This window comes from Azospira sp. MPR-LB4 (genome assembly GCF_058809525.1).
The window spans coordinates 2,311,517-2,331,507 of sequence record NZ_CM179521.1 but is presented as its reverse complement, the minus strand read 5'-3'; the positions used below and the strand labels follow the sequence as shown (position 1 = coordinate 2,331,507).

General features: G+C 67.9%; 14 protein-coding genes. 10 read left to right on the top strand and 4 right to left on the bottom strand.

Translation table 11 applies throughout. The annotated features are described in order from the left end of the window. Nucleotides 1-31: 31 nt before the first annotated feature. The 9 genes from rsmB (at nt 32) to AC3QLZ_RS10965 (ending at nt 13,541) form a co-directional block, all read left to right on the top strand. Nucleotides 32-1,369, top strand: coding sequence for a 16S rRNA (cytosine(967)-C(5))-methyltransferase RsmB (gene rsmB, locus AC3QLZ_RS11005; RefSeq protein WP_014235920.1), 1,338 nt, complete (start codon nt 32-34; stop codon nt 1,367-1,369). Continuing rightward, a complete protein-coding gene (locus AC3QLZ_RS11000) occupies nt 1,329-1,937 on the top strand; it encodes a DUF4390 domain-containing protein (protein WP_014235919.1) in 609 nt (202 codons plus the stop codon). The genes rsmB and AC3QLZ_RS11000 overlap by 41 nt, the downstream gene beginning before the upstream one ends. Then, complete coding sequence (locus AC3QLZ_RS10995; RefSeq protein ID WP_014235918.1) at nt 1,934-4,054, top strand: sensor histidine kinase; 2,121 nt, start codon at nt 1,934-1,936, stop codon at nt 4,052-4,054. Before AC3QLZ_RS11000 ends, AC3QLZ_RS10995 begins: the two co-directional genes overlap by 4 nt. Before the next feature lie 23 nt (nt 4,055-4,077). Then, complete coding sequence (locus tag AC3QLZ_RS10990; RefSeq protein WP_014235917.1) at nt 4,078-5,334, top strand: sigma-54-dependent transcriptional regulator; 1,257 nt, start codon at nt 4,078-4,080, stop codon at nt 5,332-5,334. A 116-nt stretch (nt 5,335-5,450) separates the two neighbouring features. Further along, nucleotides 5,451-6,881, top strand: a complete 1,431-nt coding sequence (trkA, locus tag AC3QLZ_RS10985) for a Trk system potassium transporter TrkA (RefSeq protein ID WP_014235916.1) — start codon at nt 5,451-5,453, stop codon at nt 6,879-6,881. A gap of 10 nt (nt 6,882-6,891) precedes the next feature. Then, the gene (locus AC3QLZ_RS10980; protein WP_014235915.1) at nt 6,892-8,349 is read left to right on the top strand and encodes a TrkH family potassium uptake protein; all 1,458 of its coding nucleotides are present in this window, start codon (nt 6,892-6,894) and stop codon (nt 8,347-8,349) included. 99 nt (nt 8,350-8,448) lie between these two features. After that, the gene (gene hemE / locus AC3QLZ_RS10975; RefSeq protein ID WP_014235914.1) at nt 8,449-9,531 is read left to right on the top strand and encodes a uroporphyrinogen decarboxylase; all 1,083 of its coding nucleotides are present in this window, start codon (nt 8,449-8,451) and stop codon (nt 9,529-9,531) included. Between the two features lie 651 nt (nt 9,532-10,182). Next, nucleotides 10,183-12,207 carry a primosomal protein N' gene (locus AC3QLZ_RS10970; protein WP_014235913.1) on the top strand — a complete coding sequence of 675 codons (2,025 nt, stop codon included), beginning with the start codon at nt 10,183-10,185 and terminating at the stop codon, nt 12,205-12,207. Between the two features lie 221 nt (nt 12,208-12,428). Continuing rightward, nucleotides 12,429-13,541: an SPM autocatalytic domain-containing protein gene (locus AC3QLZ_RS10965; RefSeq protein ID WP_050804254.1), complete on the top strand. Its 1,113-nt coding sequence runs from the start codon at nt 12,429-12,431 to the stop codon at nt 13,539-13,541. A gap of 10 nt (nt 13,542-13,551) precedes the next feature. Here the strand turns inward: AC3QLZ_RS10965 and AC3QLZ_RS10960 are convergent, their stop codons facing one another. The 3 genes from AC3QLZ_RS10960 to AC3QLZ_RS10950 all read right to left on the bottom strand — a co-directional run bounded on the left by AC3QLZ_RS10960 (nt 13,552) and on the right by AC3QLZ_RS10950 (nt 17,532). Next, nucleotides 13,552-15,804, bottom strand: a complete 2,253-nt coding sequence (locus AC3QLZ_RS10960) for a bifunctional diguanylate cyclase/phosphodiesterase (protein ID WP_014235911.1) — start codon at nt 15,802-15,804, stop codon at nt 13,552-13,554. A 117-nt stretch (nt 15,805-15,921) separates the two neighbouring features. Continuing rightward, a complete protein-coding gene (locus AC3QLZ_RS10955) occupies nt 15,922-16,623 on the bottom strand; it encodes an MOSC domain-containing protein (protein ID WP_014235910.1) in 702 nt (233 codons plus the stop codon). Between the two features lie 18 nt (nt 16,624-16,641). Next, a complete protein-coding gene (locus AC3QLZ_RS10950; protein ID WP_014235909.1) occupies nt 16,642-17,532 on the bottom strand; it encodes an ROK family protein in 891 nt (296 codons plus the stop codon). Between the two features lie 231 nt (nt 17,533-17,763). On the opposite strand from AC3QLZ_RS10950, the gene AC3QLZ_RS10945 reads away from it, so the two are divergent. After that, nucleotides 17,764-18,279, top strand: coding sequence for a DUF2059 domain-containing protein (locus tag AC3QLZ_RS10945; protein ID WP_014235908.1), 516 nt, complete (start codon nt 17,764-17,766; stop codon nt 18,277-18,279). A gap of 70 nt (nt 18,280-18,349) precedes the next feature. Here the strand turns inward: AC3QLZ_RS10945 and scpC are convergent, their stop codons facing one another. After that, a complete protein-coding gene (gene scpC, locus AC3QLZ_RS10940) occupies nt 18,350-19,909 on the bottom strand; it encodes a succinyl-CoA:acetate CoA-transferase ScpC (RefSeq protein WP_014235907.1) in 1,560 nt (519 codons plus the stop codon). Nucleotides 19,910-19,991 lie beyond the last annotated feature (82 nt).

Sequence of the window (19,991 nt, the reverse complement as noted above, 5' to 3'; positions counted from 1 at the left end):
TTTTTTACCGATTTTTTTGAGCCCGCAATCCTTGTCTTCCCGCAACTCCCCGCCCGCCGCCCGCCGCCCTTCTCCTGTCCGCTCCGCTCCGGAGCCGGCACCCGATTCCCTGGCCCGCGCCCTGCTGCTGGCCAGTGCAGCCGTTGCTGCCGTCCAGGCTGGACGCAGCCTGACCGAAGTGCTGGCGCAGCAGGCCAAGGGCGAACTGGGGCCGACCCGGGCCCAGGCCCAGGATCTGGCCTACGGCGCCCTGCGCCGTTATGGCTGGGGCGAGGCGGTGCTGGCGGCCCTGCTGCAGAAGCCCCTGCCCGAACCCCAGCTGCAGAGCCTGCTGCTGTGCGCTCTGTACCGCCTGGAGAGCCGGCCGGAGCAGAGCCACACGGTGGTGGACCAGGCCGTGGCCGCTGCCGCCACCCTGGCCAAGGGCAATTTCCGGGGGGTGATCAACGGCGTGCTGCGCAGTTATCTGCGGCAGCGGCCCGAGCTGCTGGCCCGGGCCGCCGGCAAGCCGTCGGGGGCCTGGTGGCATCCCGACTGGTGGCTGTCCCGCCTGCGCCGGGCCTATCCCCGGGATTGGGAAGCCATTGCCACGGCCGGCAACGGCCAGCCGCCCATGACCCTGCGGGTCAATCTGGCCCGGGGCTCCCGGGAGGAATACCAGGCTCGCCTGGACGCCGCCGGGATTGCCGCTGTACCCCTGGGCAGCGCCGCCCTGCTGCTGCAGAAGCCGGTGCCGGTGGATGCCCTGCCCGGCTTTTTCGATGGCTTTGTCTCGGTTCAGGACTGGGGCGCCCAGCGCGCCGCCGAGTTGCTGGACGCCCGGGCCGGCCAGCGGGTGCTGGATGCCTGCGCCGCCCCCGGCGGCAAGACGGCCCATATTCTTGAACAGGCCGGGGTGGACCTGCTGGCCCTGGACATGGACGGGCTGCGCTGCCGCCGGGTGGAGGAAAACCTGAGCCGCCTGGGCCTTCGGGCCGTCGTGCGTGCTGCCGATGCCCGCTGCCCCGACGACTGGTGGGACGGCCGCCCCTTCGACCGCATCCTGGCCGATGTGCCCTGTTCCGCCAGCGGCGTGGTGCGCCGCCATCCGGACAGCAAATGGCTGCGGCGGGAGACCGACATCGCCCAGTTCGCCCGGGTGCAGCGGCAGATCCTGGAGGTGCTGTGGCCGACCCTGGCGGTGGGCGGGCGCCTGCTCTATGCCACCTGCTCCGTTTTCCCCGAGGAGAACAGCCAGCAGGTGAGCGCCTTCCTGGCGCGCCACGGGGATGCCCGCCGCATCGGCATCGACGGTGCCGACGAGTTGCAGTTGTTGCCAGGAAGTGAACATGACGGCTTCTATTATGCGCTGCTGGAAAAGACCGCTTAAGCTCCTCGCCATCTGCTGGCTCTGTCTCTGGGCTGCCCTGGGGGCGGCGAGCGAGGTGGAGGTACGCAATCCCCAGCTCACCCCGGGGGACGACGGCTACACCCTTTCCGCCGACTTCGCCTTCGAATTCAATTCCCGCCTGGAAGAGGCGGTGACCCGGGGGGTGGTGCTCAACTTCCTGGTGGAATTCGAGCTGACCCGCGTCCGCTGGTACTGGCTGGACGACAAGGTGGCCAGCCGCAGCCAGACCCTGCGTCTCTCCTACAACGCCCTCACCCGCCAGTACCGCCTTTCCTCCGGTGCCCTGCACCAGAACTTCTCCTCCCTGGAGGAGGCCCTGCGCATCCTCTCCCGCCTGCGCCACTGGACGGTGCTGGACAAGTCCGTGGCCCTCCGGCCCGGGGAAACCTACCAGGCTTCCCTGCGCCTGCGCCTCGATCCCTCCCAGCTGCCCAAGCCCTTCCAGCTGACCGCCCTGGCCAACCGGGAATGGAACCTGGCTTCCGACTGGCTCAACTGGCCCTTCTCCGTGCCCCGGGAAGAGCCGCCGCGGGAGGGCGCCAAGTGAGAGTCCTCCTGGTCATCGTCGCCGCCCTGGGCGGCATCCTGCTCTTCCTGCTGGCCTCGGCCTCGGCCAATACGGCCCTCTTCGCCCGCAACTATCCCTGGCTGCTGGCCCTCAACGGTCTGGTGGCCCTGGCCCTGGCCGGCCTGGTGGCCTGGCAGCTGCGGGCCCTGTGGAAGGAGCACCGGGCCAAGGTCTTCGGCTCCCGCCTGAAGCTACGCCTGCTGGTCTTCTTTGCCCTCATGGGGGTGGTGCCCGGTGTCACCATCTATGCCGTGTCGGTGCAGTTCGTCACCAAGAGCATCGAGAGCTGGTTCGACGTGCGGGTGGAAACCGCCCTGGAGTCGGGCCTCAACCTGGGCCGCAGCGCCCTCGACGCCATGCTTTCCGACCTCACCGAAAAGGGCCGGCAGATGGCCCAGGAGCTGGCCGACCGCCCCGACGGCACCCGCCGCCTGCTGCTCAACCGCCTGCGCGACCAGGCCGGGGTGGAAAGCGCGGCCCTCTTCGCCGCCAACGGCCAGGTCATCGCCAGCGCCAATGGCGACTATTCTTCCCTGCTGCCCTCCCTGCCCTCTTCCGCCCAGCTGAAGCAGGCCCGTCTTTCCCGGGGTATCGGTTCCATCGAGGGTGAAGGCAAGGACATGACCCTCAGGGTGCTGGTGGGCATTCCCGGCTACGGCCTGACCGAGGAGCCGCGCATCCTGCAGCTGACCCAGGGGGTGCCGCCGGCCATCGCCGAGAATGCCGATGCGGTGCAGGACGTCTACCGGGACTATCAGGAGCTGTCCCTGGCCCGCAGCGGCCTCACCCACATCTACGCCCTGACCCTGACCCTGGCCCTGTTGCTGTCCCTGTTTACCGCCATTGCCGTGGCCTATGTGCTGGCCCGGCGCCTTTCGGCGCCCCTTTCGATCCTGGCCGAGGGCACCCAGGCCGTGGCCGCCGGCGACTTCACGCCGCGCCAGGCCATCTACAGCCGGGACGAGCTGGGGGTGCTGACCCAGTCCTTCAACCAGATGACCCGCCAGCTGGACGATGCCCGCAAGGAGACGGAGCGGCACCGCAGCGAACTGGAATCGGCCCGGGCCTATCTGGAGGAAATCCTGGCCAACCTCTCCGCCGGCGTTCTCGCCTTCGATGCCCGCTTCGTCCTGCGGGCCATCAATGCGGGGGCCAGCACCATCCTTGGTGACGACTTCGTCGGCCTTTCCGGCGAGCCGGTGGAAGCCTGGCCCCGGCAGAACCTGCTGGGCCGGGCCATCCGCGACGGCTTTGCCGCCCATCCAGAGGAGGACTGGCAGACCCAGGTCGAGCTGGACCGCCCCGGCCTGGCGCCCCAGGTCCTGCTGCTGCGGGGCTCCAAGCTGCCGGCCGGCAGCGGCGGCGGCTACGTGGTGGTGTTCGACGAGGTGACCCAGCTCATCGCCGCCCAGCGCAGCGCTGCCTGGGGCGAAGTGGCCCGGCGTCTGGCCCACGAGATCAAGAATCCCCTCACTCCCATCCAGCTTTCCGCCGAGCGCCTGCAGATGAAGCTGGAGGACAAGCTGGATGCGGCCGCGGCCGAGACCCTGAACAAGGGCACCCAGACCATCATCAACCAGGTCCAGGCCATGAAGCGCATGGTGGACGACTTCCGCGACTACGCCCGCATGCCCTCGCCGGTGTTGGCGGTGCTCGACCTCAACGCCCTGGTGGGCGAGGTGCTGGGGCTCTACGAGACCTCCCACGCCAGCATCGACGTGCATCTGGCCGGCGACCTGCCGCCGGTGCTGGGGGACGCCACCCAGCTGCGGCAGATCATCCACAACCTGCTGCGCAACGCCGAGGACGCCCTGGCGGAGCAGCCGGCGCCGGCCATCCGCCTCGCCACCGAGCCGGCCGGGCGCTTTGCCCGCCTGGTAGTGGAGGACAACGGCCCCGGTTTCCCGGCAGAAATCCTGGCCCGGGCCTTCGAACCCTACGTCACCACCAAGCCCAAGGGCACCGGCCTGGGCCTGGCCATCGTGCGCAAGATCGTGGACGAGCACGGAGGCCGCATCGACATCACCAACAAGCATGAAAACGGCACCGGAGGCGGCGCCCAGATCAGCATCCGCCTGCCCCTGGCCAACCCATAAGAAAACCGAGGATCTCAAGCAACATGGCTCAAATACTGGTTGTGGACGACGAAATCGGCATCCGGGAACTGCTGTCGGAAATCCTGGAGGACGAGGGACATCACATCTGGCTGGCGGAAAACGCCACGGCCGCCCGCCGCCTGCGGGCCGAGAAGCGCCCGGACCTGGTGCTGCTGGATATCTGGATGCCCGACACCGACGGTATTTCCCTGCTCAAGGAATGGGGCGCCTCGGGCCTGCTGACCATGCCGGTGGTGATGATGTCCGGCCACGGCACCATCGACACCGCGGTGGAGGCCACCCGCCACGGCGCCGTGGAATTCCTGGAAAAGCCCATTGCCCTGCAGAAGCTCCTGGCCACGGTGAAGAAGGCCTTGAAGCACGACGCCCAGACCGTCAAGCCGCCCCTGACCCTGGATGCCCTGGCCAAGCTGCCCCTGCTCAAGGACCTGAAGAAGCGCCTGGAGCAGGCGGCCAAGAGCGCCCCGGTGCTGCTGCTCAAGGGCGGCGCCGGCGCCATCGCCGACATCTGCGCCCGCACCCTGCAGGCGCCCCACGCGCCCTGGCTCGACCTGGCCGCCGAATCCGGGCCCCTGACCCAGGAACGTCTGCAACAGGCCTCCGGCGGCATCCTCTTCGTGCCGGACCTGGCGGTCCTGGGCAAGCTGCAGCAGATGAACCTGGCCTTCGCCCTGGAGCGCCTGGAGAAGTACAAGCTGCAACTGGTGGTAGCCTGCCACAAGCCGCTCCAGTCCTTGCTCGAAACCGGCTGGGATGCGGCTCTGGTAGCCCGTCTCGGCGAGGTCTGGGTGGCCCTGCCCCAGCTTTCCGCCCATGCCGACGAGGTGCCGGAAATCGCCGGCCTGCTGCTTTCCCACCTGATGGAGCGGGGCGAAGCGCCGGCCCGCCATTTCTCCAGCGCCGCCCTCAACGCCTTGCGCATGCACCGTTGGAGCGCCGATGGCTGGGGCGAACTGCAGGGCGCGGTGAAAAACCTGGCCCTCACCGCCCTGGAGGAGGAAATCAGCGCCGAGGACGTGGCCGGCCTGCTCCACACCACCGACGGCGAGGCCGCCAGCACGCCCCTGGAGCCCCTTTTCTCCCAGCCCCTGCGGGAAGCCCGGGACGCCTTCGAGAAACTCTATTTCGAACACGTCCTGCGCCAGGAAGGGGGCAACATGACCCGGGTTTCGGAACGCTCCGGGGTGGAGCGCACCCACCTCTACCGCAAGCTCAAGCAACTGGGCGTCAGCACCGGCAAGCGCGGCGGCGAGGGCTGATCCGCCTGGGCGTGATGCAGTCCACGCCCCGCCCTTCCCCGCCGGCGCTACACTCGACGCAATAGAACAGGTTCCCGCCGGCCGCCCCATGGCCGGCCCAGGACATTGGGGGAAGCATGAAGATCGTCATTCTCGGTGCCGGCCAGGTCGGCGCCAGCGTGGCCGAGGCCCTGGTGCACGAGGCCAACGACATCACCATCGTGGACAACGACCGGGAGCGCCTGGCCGCCCTGCAGGACCGGCTCGACCTGCGCACCGTGTGCGGCAATGCGGCCCTGCCGTCCATCCTCGGCGACGCCGGCCTGGACGATGCGGACCTGCTCATCGCCGTGACCCAGAGCGACCAGACCAACCTGGTGGCCTGCAAGATCGCCAAGAGCCGCTTCAACGTGCCGACCCGCATTGCCCGCCTGCGGGCCGCCGATTTCCTCGAGGACGAGCAGCTTCTCTCCGACGAGAACTTCGCCGTGGATTTCGCCATCTGCCCCGAGGAGAACATCACCGACTACATCGTGCGCCTGGTGGATTTCCCCGAGGCCCTGCAGGTGCTGGAGTTCGCCGAGGGCCGCCTGGTCATGGTGGCGGTGCGGGCCTACGAGGGCGGCGCCCTGGTGGGCAAGCCGGTGCGCAAGCTGCGGGAGCACCTGCCGTCCCAGGTGGATGCCCGCATCGCCGCCCTCTTCCGCCAGGACCAGCCCATCATCCCCGAGGGCGAGACGGTGATCCATGCCGGCGACGAAGTCTTCATCATCGCCGCCAGCGAGCACATCCGCCCGGTGCTGCGGGAGCTGCGGCGCATGATGCGGCCGGTGAAGCGGGTGATGATCGCCGGCGGCGGCAACATCGGCTACCGGGTGGCCACCGCCCTGCAGCAGCGCCTGGAGGTGAAGCTGGTGGAGCACAACCGCAGCCGGGCCGAATGGATCGCGCCACGCCTGGGCGACACCCTGGTGCTGTGCGGCGACGCCACGGACGAGGACCTGCTGGAGCAGGAGAACATCGCCGAGATGGACCTCTTCCTCGCCCTCACCAACGACGACGAAGACAACATCATGGCCGCCTCCCTGGCCAAGCGCCTGGGTTGCCAGCGGGTGCTGGCCCTGATCAACCGGCGCGCCTACGCCGACATGGTGCAGGGCGGCCCCATCGACATCGGCATTTCCCCGGCCCAGGTCTCCATCGGCACCCTGCTGGCCCACGTGCGCCGGGCCGACGTCTCCCAGGTCCATTCCCTGCGCCGGGGCGCCGCCGAGGCCCTGGAACTGGTGGCCCACGGCGACCGCAATTCCTCCCGGGTGGTGGGTCGCAGCCTGGGCGAGATTCCCCTGCCCAAGGGCGTCACCATCGCCGCCATCGTGCGCGACCTGGAGACGCCGGAAATCATCGGCTACCAGGGCCCGGTGGGCATCCAGGCCTACGGCCACGTGGTCATCGCCCACCGCGACACGGTGATCCAGTCCGGCGACCACGTCATCGTCTTCTGCGTGAACAAGAAGCTGGTGCACAAGGTGGAAAAACTGTTCCAGGTCGGCTTCGGCTTTCTCTGACGGGGGCACCATGCGCCGCTTCTATCCCGTCTTCCATATCCTGGGCCTGATCGTCCTCATTTTCGGCCTGACCATGCTGGCGCCCCTGGCGGTATCCGCCTACGCCCAGGATGGCGCCACGGCGGCCTACGACGAGGCCATCGTGGTGACCATGGGCGTGGGCCTGCTGCTGTGGGTTTGTACCCGCCGTTACCGCCAGGACCTGCGGGTGCGGGACGGCTTTCTCCTGGTGGCTCTGACCTGGACCATCCTGCCCCTCTTCGCCAGCCTGCCCCTGCTGCTTTTCCTGCCCGACATCTCATTTACCGACGCCTATTTCGAGGCCGCCTCCGGCCTTTCGGCCACCGGGGCGACGGTGATGTCGGGGCTGGACTCCCTGCCCCTTTCCATCAACTTCTGGCGCACCTTCCTGCACTGGCTGGGGGGCATGGGGGTGATCGTGCTGGCGGTGGCCATTTTGCCCCTGCTGGGCATCGGCGGCCGGGCCCTGTTCAAGGCCGAACTGCCGGGGCCGATGAAGGATTCCAGCCTGACGCCGCGCATTGCCGAAACCGCCAAGGGGCTGTGGGGCGTCTATCTGCTGTTCACCGTGCTCTGCGCCCTGGCCCTGTGGTGGGCCGGCATGGAAGGGTGGGATGCCCTCATGCACGCTTTCAGCATCCTTGGCCTGGGCGGCTTTTCCACCCGGGACGCCAGCCTGGGTTACTACAACAGTCTGACCATCGAACTGGTGGCCATGGGCTTTGCCCTGCTCTCCGGTATCAACTACGCTACCCATTTCCTCGCCCTGCGGGGTTGGAGCCTGAAGCCCTACCAGCGGGATTTCGAACTGCCCTTCTATCTCGGCGTACTGGCCGTCAGCGCCGTCGGTCTGGCCCTCTACCTGATGCCCTACGGTCTCTACGACAGCTTCGGTACGGCCCTGCGCTACACCGCCTTCCACGTCATTTCCCTGGCCACCTCCCTGGGTTTTGCCACCACGGACTACACCATGTGGCCCATGTTCGCCCAGTTGTGGGTGCTGTTCCTTTGCAGCTTCGTCGCCTGCGGCGGCTCCACCGGCGGCGGCATCAAGATGATGCGGGCCGTCATCCTTTACAAGCAGGTGTTCCGGGAACTGGTGCGGGCCATGCATCCGACGGCGGTGCATCCGGTGCGTATCCAGGGCGTCATCGTGCCCGATCCGGTGTTGCACGCGGTGCTGGCCTTCAGCTTCATCTACATGGTGACCATCGTCAGCCTGACCCTGCTGCTCTCGGCCAGCGACCTGCCCATCGTCACCGCTTTCTCCGCTGTGGTGGCCTGTCTCAACAATGCGGGCCCGGGATTGGATGCGGTGGGCCCGGCGGCCAATTACTCGGTGCTGAGCGACTTCCAGACCTGGGTCTGCTCCTTCGCCATGCTCCTCGGCCGCCTGGAAATCTTCACCCTGCTGGTGGTGCTGACACCGGCCTTCTGGCGCAAGTGAGGTCGGCCGATCTGGGGGCGGCTTGATCTATCCCAATGACAGGGGTGGGGGTTCCGAAGGATAATCCGGGTCTTTCTAGCTAACCCGGCGGAGCCCCCTGTGACCCGACCCCGCAACGACACCTTCCTGCGCGCCCTGCTGCAGGAACCCACCGATTACACCCCCCTGTGGCTGATGCGCCAGGCCGGCCGCTATTTGCCCGAATACCGGGAGACCCGGGCCCGCGCCGGTAGCTTCCTCGACCTGTGCAAGAACCCGGCCCTGGCCTGCGAAGTGACCCTGCAGCCCCTGGCCCGCTACGACCTGGATGCGGCCATCCTCTTCTCCGACATCCTCACCGTGCCCGACGCCATGGGCCTGGGCCTCTATTTCGCCGAAGGCGAAGGCCCCAAGTTCGAGCGGCCCCTGCGCGAAGAATGGGCCATCCGCGACCTGCAGGCCCCGGACCCCTACGAGCACCTGCGCTACGTCACCGACGCGGTGAGCGAGATCCGCCGCGCCCTGGACAACTCCGTGCCCCTCATCGGCTTCTCCGGCAGCCCCTACACCCTCTCCTGCTACATGGTGGAAGGCGGCTCCAGCGACGATTACCGGCATGTGAAGACCATGCTCTACAACCGTCCCGACCTGATGCACCGCATCCTCTCGGTGACCGCCGATGCCGTGACCTCCTACCTCAACGCCCAGATCGAAGCCGGCGCCCAGGCCGTGATGATTTTCGACTCCTGGGGCGGCGGCCTTTCCGCTGCGGCCTACGAGGAATTCTCCCTGCAGTACATGCGCCGCATCGTTGCCGGCCTGACCAAGGAGAAGGACGGGGAAAAGATTCCCTGCATCGTCTTCACCAAGGGCGGCGGCCTGTGGATCGAGAAGATCGCTGCCATCGGCTGCGACGCCGTGGGCCTGGACTGGACCATTGACATCGGCGAAGCCCGCCGCCGCACCAACGGCAAGGTGGCGCTGCAGGGCAACCTGGACCCCAATGTGCTGTTCGCCTCCCCCGAAGTGGTGCAGGCCGAAGCCAAGAAGGTGCTGGATTCCTACCACGCCGCCGGCGGCAGCAAGACCGGCCACGTCTTCAACCTGGGCCACGGCATTTCCCAGTTCACCCCGCCGGACCACGTCACGGCGCTGGTGGAAGCGGTGCACGGCCACAGCCGCAAGCTGCGGCAGCAGGGCTGATCCAGCCCTGCCCGGCGCTCCGCCCGGGGCGCCGGTCTGCAATCCCCCTCCCCGCCGCATGGCGGGGGTCGGCCTTCCCCACGAGGCCCCTGCCGTCAGCGGCTCCCCGCCTGCTTTTCCTCCTAGCCCTCGCCATCCTCCAGTTCCCCTGCCCCATTCCGGGGATAACTCGGGGACGGGACCGTTCCCCAAAGTTTTTTCGCTCCTTCCCCTTGACTTATGCACAGAAAGAGGGCGCGGTGACGATTTGTTACAAAAGGCCGGCTATTACTTTGGGCATATTTGTAAGTTGTTGATTTATAAGGGCGATAGGAGTGCCTTATTTTGCAGCAAAGTGACAAAAACCCTTGCGGGGGGCCTGCTTAGCAAAATTATTCCGGCACAATCCACAAAGTTATCCACAGGAATTGTGAGTAAGTGAAAAAGTCCTTTCGGGCAAAGGGCTTGGCTCCTATTCAGGAGAAAGACGGCGAACTTGTGCCCCTAACTTGGGCTGAGAGTTGGGCTGTGCATTGGGCCGAGATCCCGCCCGTGGAAGCGGGGCCCGGCCCGGAAGATCCCCACCGGTCCGCCGGCCTTTCCCAAAGGCCCCCGATCCCTTAAGCTTCCGGCCTTGCCGGTGATGTGTCGCCGGCCCCTTTGCCCATCCCCATGCCTGTCATCCGCGTCGCCCTCGACGTTCCCCTGCACCGCCAGTTCGACTACCTGGCCCCCGACGCCCAGCCCGACGACGTGGGCCGGCGGGTGCGGGCGCCCTTCGGCCGGGGCACGCGCATCGGCGTCATCACCGCCGTGCTCGGCGCCGACGAGGAAGGGGACCTGCCCCTGGACAAGCTGAAGGCGGCGGAAATCCTGCGGGATGACGTGCCGCCCCTGCCGCCGGACTGGTTCCGCCTCACCGAATTCTGCAGCAGCTATTACCAGGCCCCCATCGGCGAGGTGATGCTGGCGGCTTTGCCGGTGGGCCTGCGCCGTACCGATCCGCCCAAGGCCCGGGCGGTGAAGGCCAAGGTCAAGGTGGAGGCGCCCCAGGTGGCGCCCGAGCTGACCCCGGGCCAGGCCGAGGCCGTCGCCGCCGTACTGGCGGCGGGGGTGGGCACGGCGCCCCGTTTCGCCCCCTTCCTGCTCTACGGTATCACCGGCTCGGGCAAGACCGAGGTGTACCTGCGCCTGGTGGAGGCGGCCCTGGCCGGCGGCCATCAGGCCCTGCTGCTGGTGCCGGAAATCAACCTGACGCCCCAGCTGGAGGAGCGGGTGCGGCGCCGCTTCCCCGGCGTCGGCCTGGTCAGCCTGCACAGCGAACTCACCGAGGCCGCCCGCACCCGGCACTGGAAGGCGGCCTTCAAAGGCGAGGCCCGCATCGTCCTCGGCACCCGCCTTTCCATTTTCACGCCCCTGCCCGACCTGGGCCTGATCGTGGTGGACGAGGAGCATGATCCCTCCTTCAAGCAGCAGGACGGTATGCGCTACTCGGCCCGGGACGTGGCCGTGTTCCGCGCCTGGCAGCGGGGCGTGCCCATCGTCCTGGGCTCGGCGACGCCGTCCCTGGAAACCTGGGCCAATGCCACCGGCGAGGGTTTGCCGCGGCGCTACACCCTGCTGACCCTGGCGGACCGGGCCAACGCCGCCGCCTCCCTGCCGCCGGTGCGGCTGCTGGACACCCGCCGGGAGAAGCTCCAGGACGGCCTTTCCGCGGCCCTCCTGGCGGCCCTGCAGGTGCGCCTGGAACGGGGCGAGCAGAGCCTGGTGTTCCTCAACCGGCGCGGTTACGCCCCGGTGCTGGCCTGCCCTTCCTGCGGCTGGATTTCCCGCTGCCGCCGCTGCGCCGCCAACCTGGTGTTGCACCTGGCCGACCGGCGCCTGCGCTGCCACCACTGCGGCTTCGAGAACGGCATTCCCCGGGCCTGCCCCAGCTGCGGCAACCAGGACATCCATCCCTTCGGCCGCGGCACCCAGCGCCTGGAGACGACCCTGCAGGAACGCTTTCCCGAGGCCCGCATCCTGCGGGTGGACCGGGATTCGGCGAAGAGCCGCAAGCAGTGGGAAGCCCTGGCGGAAAAGATCCACGCCGGCGAGGCCGACATCCTGGTGGGTACCCAGATGCTGGCCAAGGGCCACGACTTTCCCCGCCTCACCCTGGTGGGCGTCACCGGCGCCGATGCGGCCCTCTTCGCCGCCGACTGGCGCGCCCCGGAGCGCCTCTTCGCCCAGCTGATGCAGGTGGGCGGTCGCGCCGGCCGCGCCGAACTGCCCGGCGAGGTGCTGATCCAGACCGAACACCCGGAACATCCCCTCTACGGCGCCCTGCAGCAGCACGACTTCGCCGCCTTTGCCGCCAGCCAGCTGGAAGAGCGGCGCAGTGCCGGCTTTCCGCCCTACTCCTACCAGGTCATGCTGCGGGCCGAGGCGCCGGAGATGGGGCCGGCCCTGGAGTACCTGGCCCAGGCCCGGGCCCTGGGGGCCGACCTCAACGGCAACGGCCCGGTGCTGCTGTACGACCCGGTGCCCATGCGCATGGCCCGCCGGGCCAACCTGGAGCGGGCCCAACTGCTCGCCGAATCCACCTCCCGCCCCGCCCTGCAGGCCTTCCTGGCCGAATGGCGGCCCCTGCTCGAAGGCATCAAGGCGCCCTCCCGCCTGCGCTGGCATCTGGAAGTGGACCCCCTGGAATTCTGAAGCCGGGGCGGCGGCCATTGCCGGCCACCCCCAGCCACATCCTGCCGCAAAGACCGTCCATCATTGCCGCCGGCAAGCCCGATGGAATACCTCAATTTCGCGTCAATCCGCTGAAACACAAGGTTTTTTACATTTGGCAAGACTCTTGCAGAGGCTCTGGCCCGAGCCCATTCCGGGCCGGGCTTTTGTGGAGAGAAATCATGAGAATCCAGGATTGCCAGATGGATATCAGCTGTCAGCGCACGGCCAGCGAAACCCGGGAGAGCAGCTATGTCTTTCGGTTCGGGCGTGACGAGGAGTTCAAGAACATGCTGGAAAGCTATACCAAGGACGGCAAGATCGTCGCTCAGGAGGTAGAGCCGAGAGATTCGGCCATCGCCCTGGTGCTGGAAAGCTGGAGCAGCGGCGCCATCGCCAGTGGCGACGAAAGCCGTCGGCGCAGGGTGGACCAGCTGCTGCAGGAGATGATCACCCGGCTGTTTGCCATGCTCACCGCCGGAGGCAAGGACTGCTGCTGCCATAAGGACGAGGACAGCACCGGCCTGCCCGACCTGGGCCAGGGCAAAGGGACGTCAGCCGGTGCACCGGCGGCGGGGGGCGCTCCAACTCAGCCGCAGACACCCCGGGTGTGGGTGATGACCTGGGAGTCGGAGACCAACCTCAAGGTGCGGGAAAGCGAATCCACCACGGTCTGCGCCAGCGGCAGCGTGCGCACCGCCGACGGCCGCTGCATCGACTTCGACCTGGAGGTGGCCATGCAACGCCAGTACGAGGCCGACTACCAACGGAAGGAAAGCGGTACCTGGGAACTGAAAGATCCCCTGGTGCTCAACTTCCCCGGCAAGGCGGCCGAGCTGGCCGACACCCGCTTCGAATTCGACCTGGATGCGGACGGCGACGAGGAGTCGGTGGCCGGCCTCGGCCGGGGCTCCGCCTTCCTGGCCCTGGACCGCAACGGCGACGGCGCCATCAACGACGGCCGGGAGCTGTTCGGCGCCCTTTCCGGCAACGGCTTCGCCGATCTCAAGGCCTACGACACGGACGGCAATAACTGGATCGACGAAGCCGACGCCATCTATTCCCAACTGCGGCTGTGGCAGCCCGGTGCCGACACGGCGGCAGCCGGAAAGGCGGGTCAGGAGGGCCAGAGCACCGGCCTGCAGACCTTGCAGGAAGCGGGGGTGGGCGCCCTCTGGCTGGGCTCGGTGCAGAGCGAATTCAGCCTCAAGGACGGGGACAACCAGCAGCAGGGCCAGGTGCGCCAGACCGGCGTCTGGCTGGCCGAGAACGGCGAGGCCGGTTCCCTGCAGCAGGTGGATCTGGCCACTACCTGAAGGGCTGGCCTCAGGCCTCTCCCGGGGCCAGTTCCGGCGTCCAGCACAGATGCCGGTTCTTGCCCCGGGCCTTGGCCTGGTACATGGCCGCATCGGCCCGGGCCATGAGCAGTTCCACGTTGTCTCCGTCCGCCGGGTAGAAGGCGATGCCGATGCTGGCGCCGACGCGGAAGCTGCGGCCGTCCAGCAGCACCGGCTCGTTGATGGCGGCGATGATGCGTCGCGCCGCCTCTTCCGTTTCTGCAATGCCCTGGCCGTTGTTGAGACTCTCCAGGAGCACGGTGAATTCGTCGCCGCCCTGGCGGGAGACGCTGTCCACCTTGCGCAGCACGCTGGTGATGCGCCGCGCCACCTCCACCAGCAGGCGGTCGCCGGTATTGTGGCCGGCGCTGTCGTTCACCGCCTTGAAACCGTCCAGGTCCATGAACATCAGGGCCAGGCCGGTGCCGTTGCGTTCGGCCCGGGCCAGGGCCTGGCAGAGCCGGTCCTGGAACAGGTTGCGGTTGGGCAGCTGGGTTAGGCCGTCGAAATGGGCCAGGTGCTCCATCTGCTCGGCCAGATGCTTCTGTTCGGTGATGTCGGAAAAGACGTGCACGTAGTGGGTGAGGCGGCCTTCGCCGTCGCGCAGGGTCGAGATATCCAGCAGGCAGGCGAAGAGATGGCCGTCCTTGTGCCGCTGCCACACCTCCCCCTGCCAGAAACCACGACTCTGCAGGGCCTGGTGCATGTGGTGGTAGAACTCGGCGTCGTGCACGCCGGAGGCCAGCAGGCCGGGGGAATGGTCTTCCACCTCCTCCGGCGCGTAGCCGGTCATCAGGCAGAAGGCCGGATTGACGCGGAAGATGCGCTCGCTGGCATCGGTGACCATGACCGCCTCGTGGGTCTGGGCCACGATGGCGTCGGAGAGCCACAGCTGGCGCTGCTCTTCCCGCAGCTGGGTGAGGTCGTGGCCGATCAGGGCGACGTGGCTGATGTGGTCGCTGCCATCGTGTACCGGCACCGCGGTCCAGCGCACGGTGCGCTCGCCGCTGGGGTAGGTGGTGGTCTGTTCGGCCTCCTGCACCTGGCCGCTGCGCACCGTCTGCTCCAGCATCAGCTGGCGGCGCAGGGCATCTTCCGGCGTCAGCACCTGGTCCAGGGGATGGTGCTGCATTTCCTCGGCGCGGCGGCCGGCCAGGGTCAGGGCGGCGGGATTGAAATAGCGATAGTGGAAGTGGCCGCCGGGGTCCCGCTGCAGCATCACCATGGGATCGGGGGAGGCGGAGAAGACCGCGTGGGCCGCCTCCACTTCCTGCCGCGCCTGGCGCAGGCGGGCCAGCAGCCACCACAGGAGCAGCCCGGTGAGCAGCAGCGCGGCGGTGCTGGCGGCGGTGATGCGACGATAACTGCGGGCCCGCTCCTGGTAGGGCGCCAGGACCTGGGCCTCGTCGAAACCCGCCACCACGGATAGGGCCAGGCCCGGCATCTGGCCGTAGCTGTAGAGGCGCATGGTGCCGTCGAAGGAACTGGGGGCGCGGAAGCGCCCGTCGCTGCCCTGGTGCAGGGCCCGCAGCAGGGGGGCGCCGTCGCTCAGGGTCTGGCCGATGGCGGTTTCCTTGTCGGTGACGCGCACCCGCAGCACCCGGTCGTAGCCAATGAGGCCCAGCACGGTGCCGGCCTGCAGCCCCACTTCCTGATAGAAGCGGGCCAGGTACTGGGGGTCCACCGAGGCCACGGCGACGCCGGCGAAGCTGCCGTCCTGGTGGTTGAGGCGGCGCGAGAGCTGGATCGACCACTTGCCCGAGGCCCGGCCCAGCACCGGCTTGCTGATGAAGACCTGGCCGCTGTCCCGGTCCACATGGACCTGGAAGTGCTCCCGGTCCTTCAGGTTGACCTGCTTGAAGGGGACGTTGCTCCACTGCAGTTCGCCGTCGGCCCCGATCACCCCCAGCTGGACGAAGATGGAACTGTGCTCCAGGGCCCGGCGGAATTCGCTGAACTCCCGGGTGCCCGGCCGCTCCTCGAACTCGGCCTTGAGCAGGCGGAGAATCTGGTCCGCCGTGGTCAGGGTGTTGTGGCTGTGTTCCTGGAAGGTGCGGCGCAGATAGTCCAGCTGGCGGTAGCCGTGTTCCAGCTCCCGTTCCTTCTCGTGGGCGAGGATGATATCCACCGCCGCCCACAGCAGGGCGCTGAGGAGCAGGGCCAGCAACAGGGGCAAGGCCTCGACACCACGCCGGATGGGGCGCAGGGAGACCTGGGGTCTGATGGGCGCGTCAGTCTTCATCGGCACGTCCTGTGGCCATGGGAGCCGCTCCTGGCGGTGCATTCCGCCTATATGACTTTAATCCCATCCTAGTATGCCGATGCCGGCGAGGTTTAACGTACGTCAAACAATGGGCATTCAGTCGCGGCGCGGATGCCAGGTGGTGGCGGCCGCGGCAGCCGCCTGGGGATTGGCCCGCAGCCAGTCGGCCCGCTGCCGCAGGCGCCGGCTCCAGTCCGGGGTCAGGCCCGGGGTGGCGGCCAGGCGCTCCAGCAGTTCCAGGGGCGGCCGGTGGATCTGCCAGCCCTGCCACAGTTCGGCCAGGGACACCGGGTCCGGGTTGCGCGCTTCCAGTTGCAGGGCATCGCCCACCCGGGCCGAGCCCGGGGTGAGGACGCGGAAATACCAGCCGGTGAGGCCGTGCTCGGCGATGTGGGCGGCGATGCCGTCGGCGCCGTGGCGGGAGTCGATTTTCCAGCAGGGGGAGCGGGGCTGGGAAACCTGCAGGCGGGCGCTGCCGAAGACGTAGATGTCGCCGACGCAGACCTGGGCCTCGTCGGTGCCGGCCACCGCCAGGTTTTCCCCCAGGCTGCCGGGCACCAGGGTGCTTGCCGCCTCGGGAAAGGCCGCCGCCAGCTTGCCGTAGTGGTCGCTGGGGTAAAGATGGACGGCCTTCTCCGGCCCGCCATGGACGCGCCGGTCGGCCTGGGCGTCGCCTTCCAGGCCAAGGGGGCCGATGGCCAGCGGGCCGTCCACGGCATTCTTGTAGATGGCCGTGGGGCGGCCTTCCGGCAGGGCGGAAACGGGACCGACGGCGAGGCGGGAGACGATCAGGGCCATGCTTTCACTTTCAGGCAATCACCACAGCCAGGCCGCGCCCCGCACTCCGGAGGAGTCGCCGTGCACGGGCGGCAGCAGGCGGGTGGCGATGTGGTCGGAAAAGACGTGGGGTGCCCACAGGCGGGGCACGTTGGCATAGAGCCGTTGCAGGTTGGACAGACCGCCGCCGAGGACGATCACGTCCGGGTCCACGATATTCATCACCGTGGCCAGGGCCCGCGCCAGACGGGCTTCGTAGCGCTGCAGGGCGGCCTCGCAGCGGGCGTCGCCGGTGGCCGCGGCGGTGGCGATGGCGGCCGCCTCCATGGCTTCGCCGCCGTGGCGTTGATGGTCGGCCGCCAGGGCCGGGCCCGAGAGATAGGTTTCGACGCAGCCGTGGCGGCCGCAGTAGCAGGGCGGCAGGGGCAGGTCGTCGGCTCCGGCGCCGGGCAGGGGGATGTGGCCCCACTCGCCGGCGATGCCGTTGGCACCCCGCAGCACCTGGCCGTCGATGACCAGGCCGCCGCCGACCCCGGTGCCGAGGATGACGCCGAAGACGCAGCGGGCACCCCGCCCTGCCCCGTCCATGGCTTCGGACAGGGCGAAGCAGTTGGCGTCGTTGGCCAGGCGCACCGGCCGTTGCAGCAGGGCCTCCAGGTCCCGGCCCAGGGGCTGGCCGATGAGGCAGGTGGAATTGGCGTTGCGGATGTGGCCGGAGAGGATCGATTCGCTGCCGGGCATGCCGACGCCGACGCTGCCCGTCATCTGCAGCGCCGCTTCAGCCTCCCGCACCAGGCCTGCCACCGCCTGCAGGGTGGCGCCGTAGTCGCCCCGGGGCGTCGGTACCCGGCGGCGCAGCAGTTCCCGGCCGTCGTCGCCCAGGGCGATGATCTCGATCTTGCTGCCGCCCAGGTCGATGCCGAGACGCACGGTCACGCCCTCGGCAGCCGCAGAGGCGGGGTGGTTGCTATGGTGCGGATGGTGGCGGGGATGGGCATTGCAGCGTCGGCAAATGGCAGGCGGGCCATTCTGGCACAGGGGCGGGAGCGGGAAAAGTCGGCCGGGACGCGGGGCAGCCCGCATTGGCGTTTGCCAAGTCGGACGGCATAATCCCCGGGCTCGTAGCCTTGTCTTTTACCCCATCCCTTTTTTGGAATCCCCATGCGCTCATCAATCCGCAACCTGCTGCTCCTTGTCCTTCTGCTCGGGGGTTCTGCAGCCCTGGCCGAGCCGGCCAGCGAAGCCTCGGTCCGGCGCCTGCTGGAGGTGACCCAGGCCCGCGCCCTGTTGCAGCAAGTGCAGCAGCAGGCCCAGGGCATGATGCAGGGCCTGGCGCAGCAGAGCCTGCGGGGCAAGTCGCCGACCCCGGCCCAGGAGGCGGCCATCACCCGGATGACGGCGCGCATGGTGGCCCTGATCCAGGAGCAGTTGTCCTGGGAGCGCCAGGAGCCGATGTACATGCGCCTTTATACCCAGACCTTCTCCGAGGACGAAGTGGCCGGCATGCTCGCCTTCTATGAAACGCCGGCGGGCCGCGCCACCATCGAGAAGATGCCCCTGGTGCTGCGTCAGATCTCCCAGGAGTCCCAGCGCTCCATGGCGGAAATGGGCGCCCAGCTGAAGGCAATCCAGAGGGATTTCGTGACCGAGATGCAGGCCGCCAGCAGCAAGCCCTGACGGGCCCCACCCCGAAAAAAAACCGGCCCCGAGGGGCCGGTTTTCGTTTGGGCGGAAAGAACCGCCCGGCTTACTTCTTCCAGGCGTCGGCCTGCACCAGGGAGTCGTCGCGCCAGGCTTCCCGGGCGGCCTTGTTGGCCATCCAGTTGGGCATGAAGGTGAAGGCTTCGTCCAGCAGGTGCGGGGTGTGGCGGCCGGGGGAGTAGCGCAGGGAGCGCTCGTAGTACTCCTGCAGGGCCGGCTTGAAGTTGGGGTGGGCACACTTCTCGATGACCACCTTGGCCCGGGCCTTGGGGGAAAGGCCGCGCAGATCGGCCAGGCCCTGTTCGGTGACGATCACCTGCACGTCGTGCTCGGTGTGGTCCACGTGGGAGACCATGGGCACGATGCAGGAGATGGTGCCGCCTTTGGCGCTGGAGGGGGTCATGAACATGGAGATGAAGGCGTTGCGGGCGAAGTCGCCGGAGCCGCCGATGCCGTTCATGATGGAAGTGCCCATGATGTGGGTGGAGTTCACGTTGCCGTAGATGTCGGCTTCGATCAGCCCGTTCATGGCGATGACGCCGAGGCGGCGGATCACTTCCGGATGGTTGGAGATCTCCTGGGGCCGCAGGATGATCTTGTTCTTGAAGTCCTTTAGGTTGGCGGTGAGATCGGCCAGGGCCTCGGGGGAGAGGGAGAAGGAGGTGGCGGAAGCACAGGTCATCTTGCCGCACTTCAGCAGTTCCAGCATACCGTCCTGCAGCACTTCGGTGTAGGCGGTGAGGTTCTCGAAGGGACCGTCCTTGAGGCCGGCCATCACGGCGTTGGCCACGTTGCCGACGCCGGACTGCAGGGGCAGCAGATTGGTCGGCAGGCGGCCCATCTTCACCTCATGCTGGAGGAAGTCCAGGATGTGGCCGGCGATCAGCTTGGAGTTGGCGTCCGGCGGGGTGAAGGCGGAGTTGCGGTCCGGCTTGTTGGTTTCAACGATGGCGATGATCTTGCTGGGATCGACGTTGAAGTAAGGCTGGCCGATGCGGTCTTCGGTGCGGATGATGGGGATGGGCTTGCGGTGGGGCGGCAGGGCGGTGCCGTAATAGATGTCGTGCATCCCTTCCAGGTCCAGGCTCTGCCAGGAGTTCACTTCCAGGATGATCTTGTCGGCCTGGTCCAGCCAGGTCTTGTTGTTGCCGACGGAGGAGGACGGAATCAGCTTGCCGTCCTCGGTGATGCCGGCCACTTCCACCACGGCCACATCCAGCTTGCCGAGGAAGCCGCCCCAGACGAACTGGGAAACGTGGGACAGGTGGATGTCGATGTATTCCATTTCGCCGGCGTTGATGCGCTTGCGGCAGGTGGGGTCGGACTGGTAGGGCAGACGCATTTCCACGCCGTCCACCATGGCCAGGGCGCCGTCCAGTTCGGGGGCGGTGGAAGCGCCGGTCCAGACGCCGATCTTGAACTTCTTGCCGTTCAGATTGGAGTCCATGATGTGCTTGGCGAGGGCGGCGGGCACGACCTTGGGGTAGCCTGCGCCGGTGAAGCCGCTCATGCCGACGTTCATGCCGGACTGAATGAGGGCGGCGGCCTGTTCGGCCGACATGATCTTGCTGCGCATGGCAGCGTTGAGAATCCGGGTTCCGGACATGGGTGAAACTCCTGCTGTTGATTGTGGGGGTCAGCAACGGCCCGGACTTTCTTGGGTGGCCCGGGTCCAGCGGCTGGCTGGT

Bases quoted from the DNA above. Each gene is read 5' to 3' on its own strand.
- AC3QLZ_RS10945 (WP_014235908.1), top strand. From the start codon at position 17,764: ATGCGCTCATCAATCCGCAACCTGCTGCTCCTTGTCCTTCTGCTCGGG.
- AC3QLZ_RS10955 (WP_014235910.1), bottom strand. From the start codon at position 16,623: ATGGCCCTGATCGTCTCCCGCCTCGCCGTCGGTCCCGTTTCCGCCCTG.
- AC3QLZ_RS10960 (WP_014235911.1), bottom strand. From the start codon at position 15,804: ATGAAGACTGACGCGCCCATCAGACCCCAGGTCTCCCTGCGCCCCATC.
- trkA (WP_014235916.1), top strand. From the start codon at position 5,451: ATGAAGATCGTCATTCTCGGTGCCGGCCAGGTCGGCGCCAGCGTGGCC.
- AC3QLZ_RS10980 (WP_014235915.1), top strand. From the start codon at position 6,892: ATGCGCCGCTTCTATCCCGTCTTCCATATCCTGGGCCTGATCGTCCTC.
- AC3QLZ_RS10970 (WP_014235913.1), top strand. From the start codon at position 10,183: ATGCCTGTCATCCGCGTCGCCCTCGACGTTCCCCTGCACCGCCAGTTC.
- AC3QLZ_RS10990 (WP_014235917.1), top strand. From the start codon at position 4,078: ATGGCTCAAATACTGGTTGTGGACGACGAAATCGGCATCCGGGAACTG.
- AC3QLZ_RS10965 (WP_050804254.1), top strand. From the start codon at position 12,429: ATGGATATCAGCTGTCAGCGCACGGCCAGCGAAACCCGGGAGAGCAGC.
- AC3QLZ_RS11000 (WP_014235919.1), top strand. From the start codon at position 1,329: ATGACGGCTTCTATTATGCGCTGCTGGAAAAGACCGCTTAAGCTCCTC.
- scpC (WP_014235907.1), bottom strand. From the start codon at position 19,909: ATGTCCGGAACCCGGATTCTCAACGCTGCCATGCGCAGCAAGATCATG.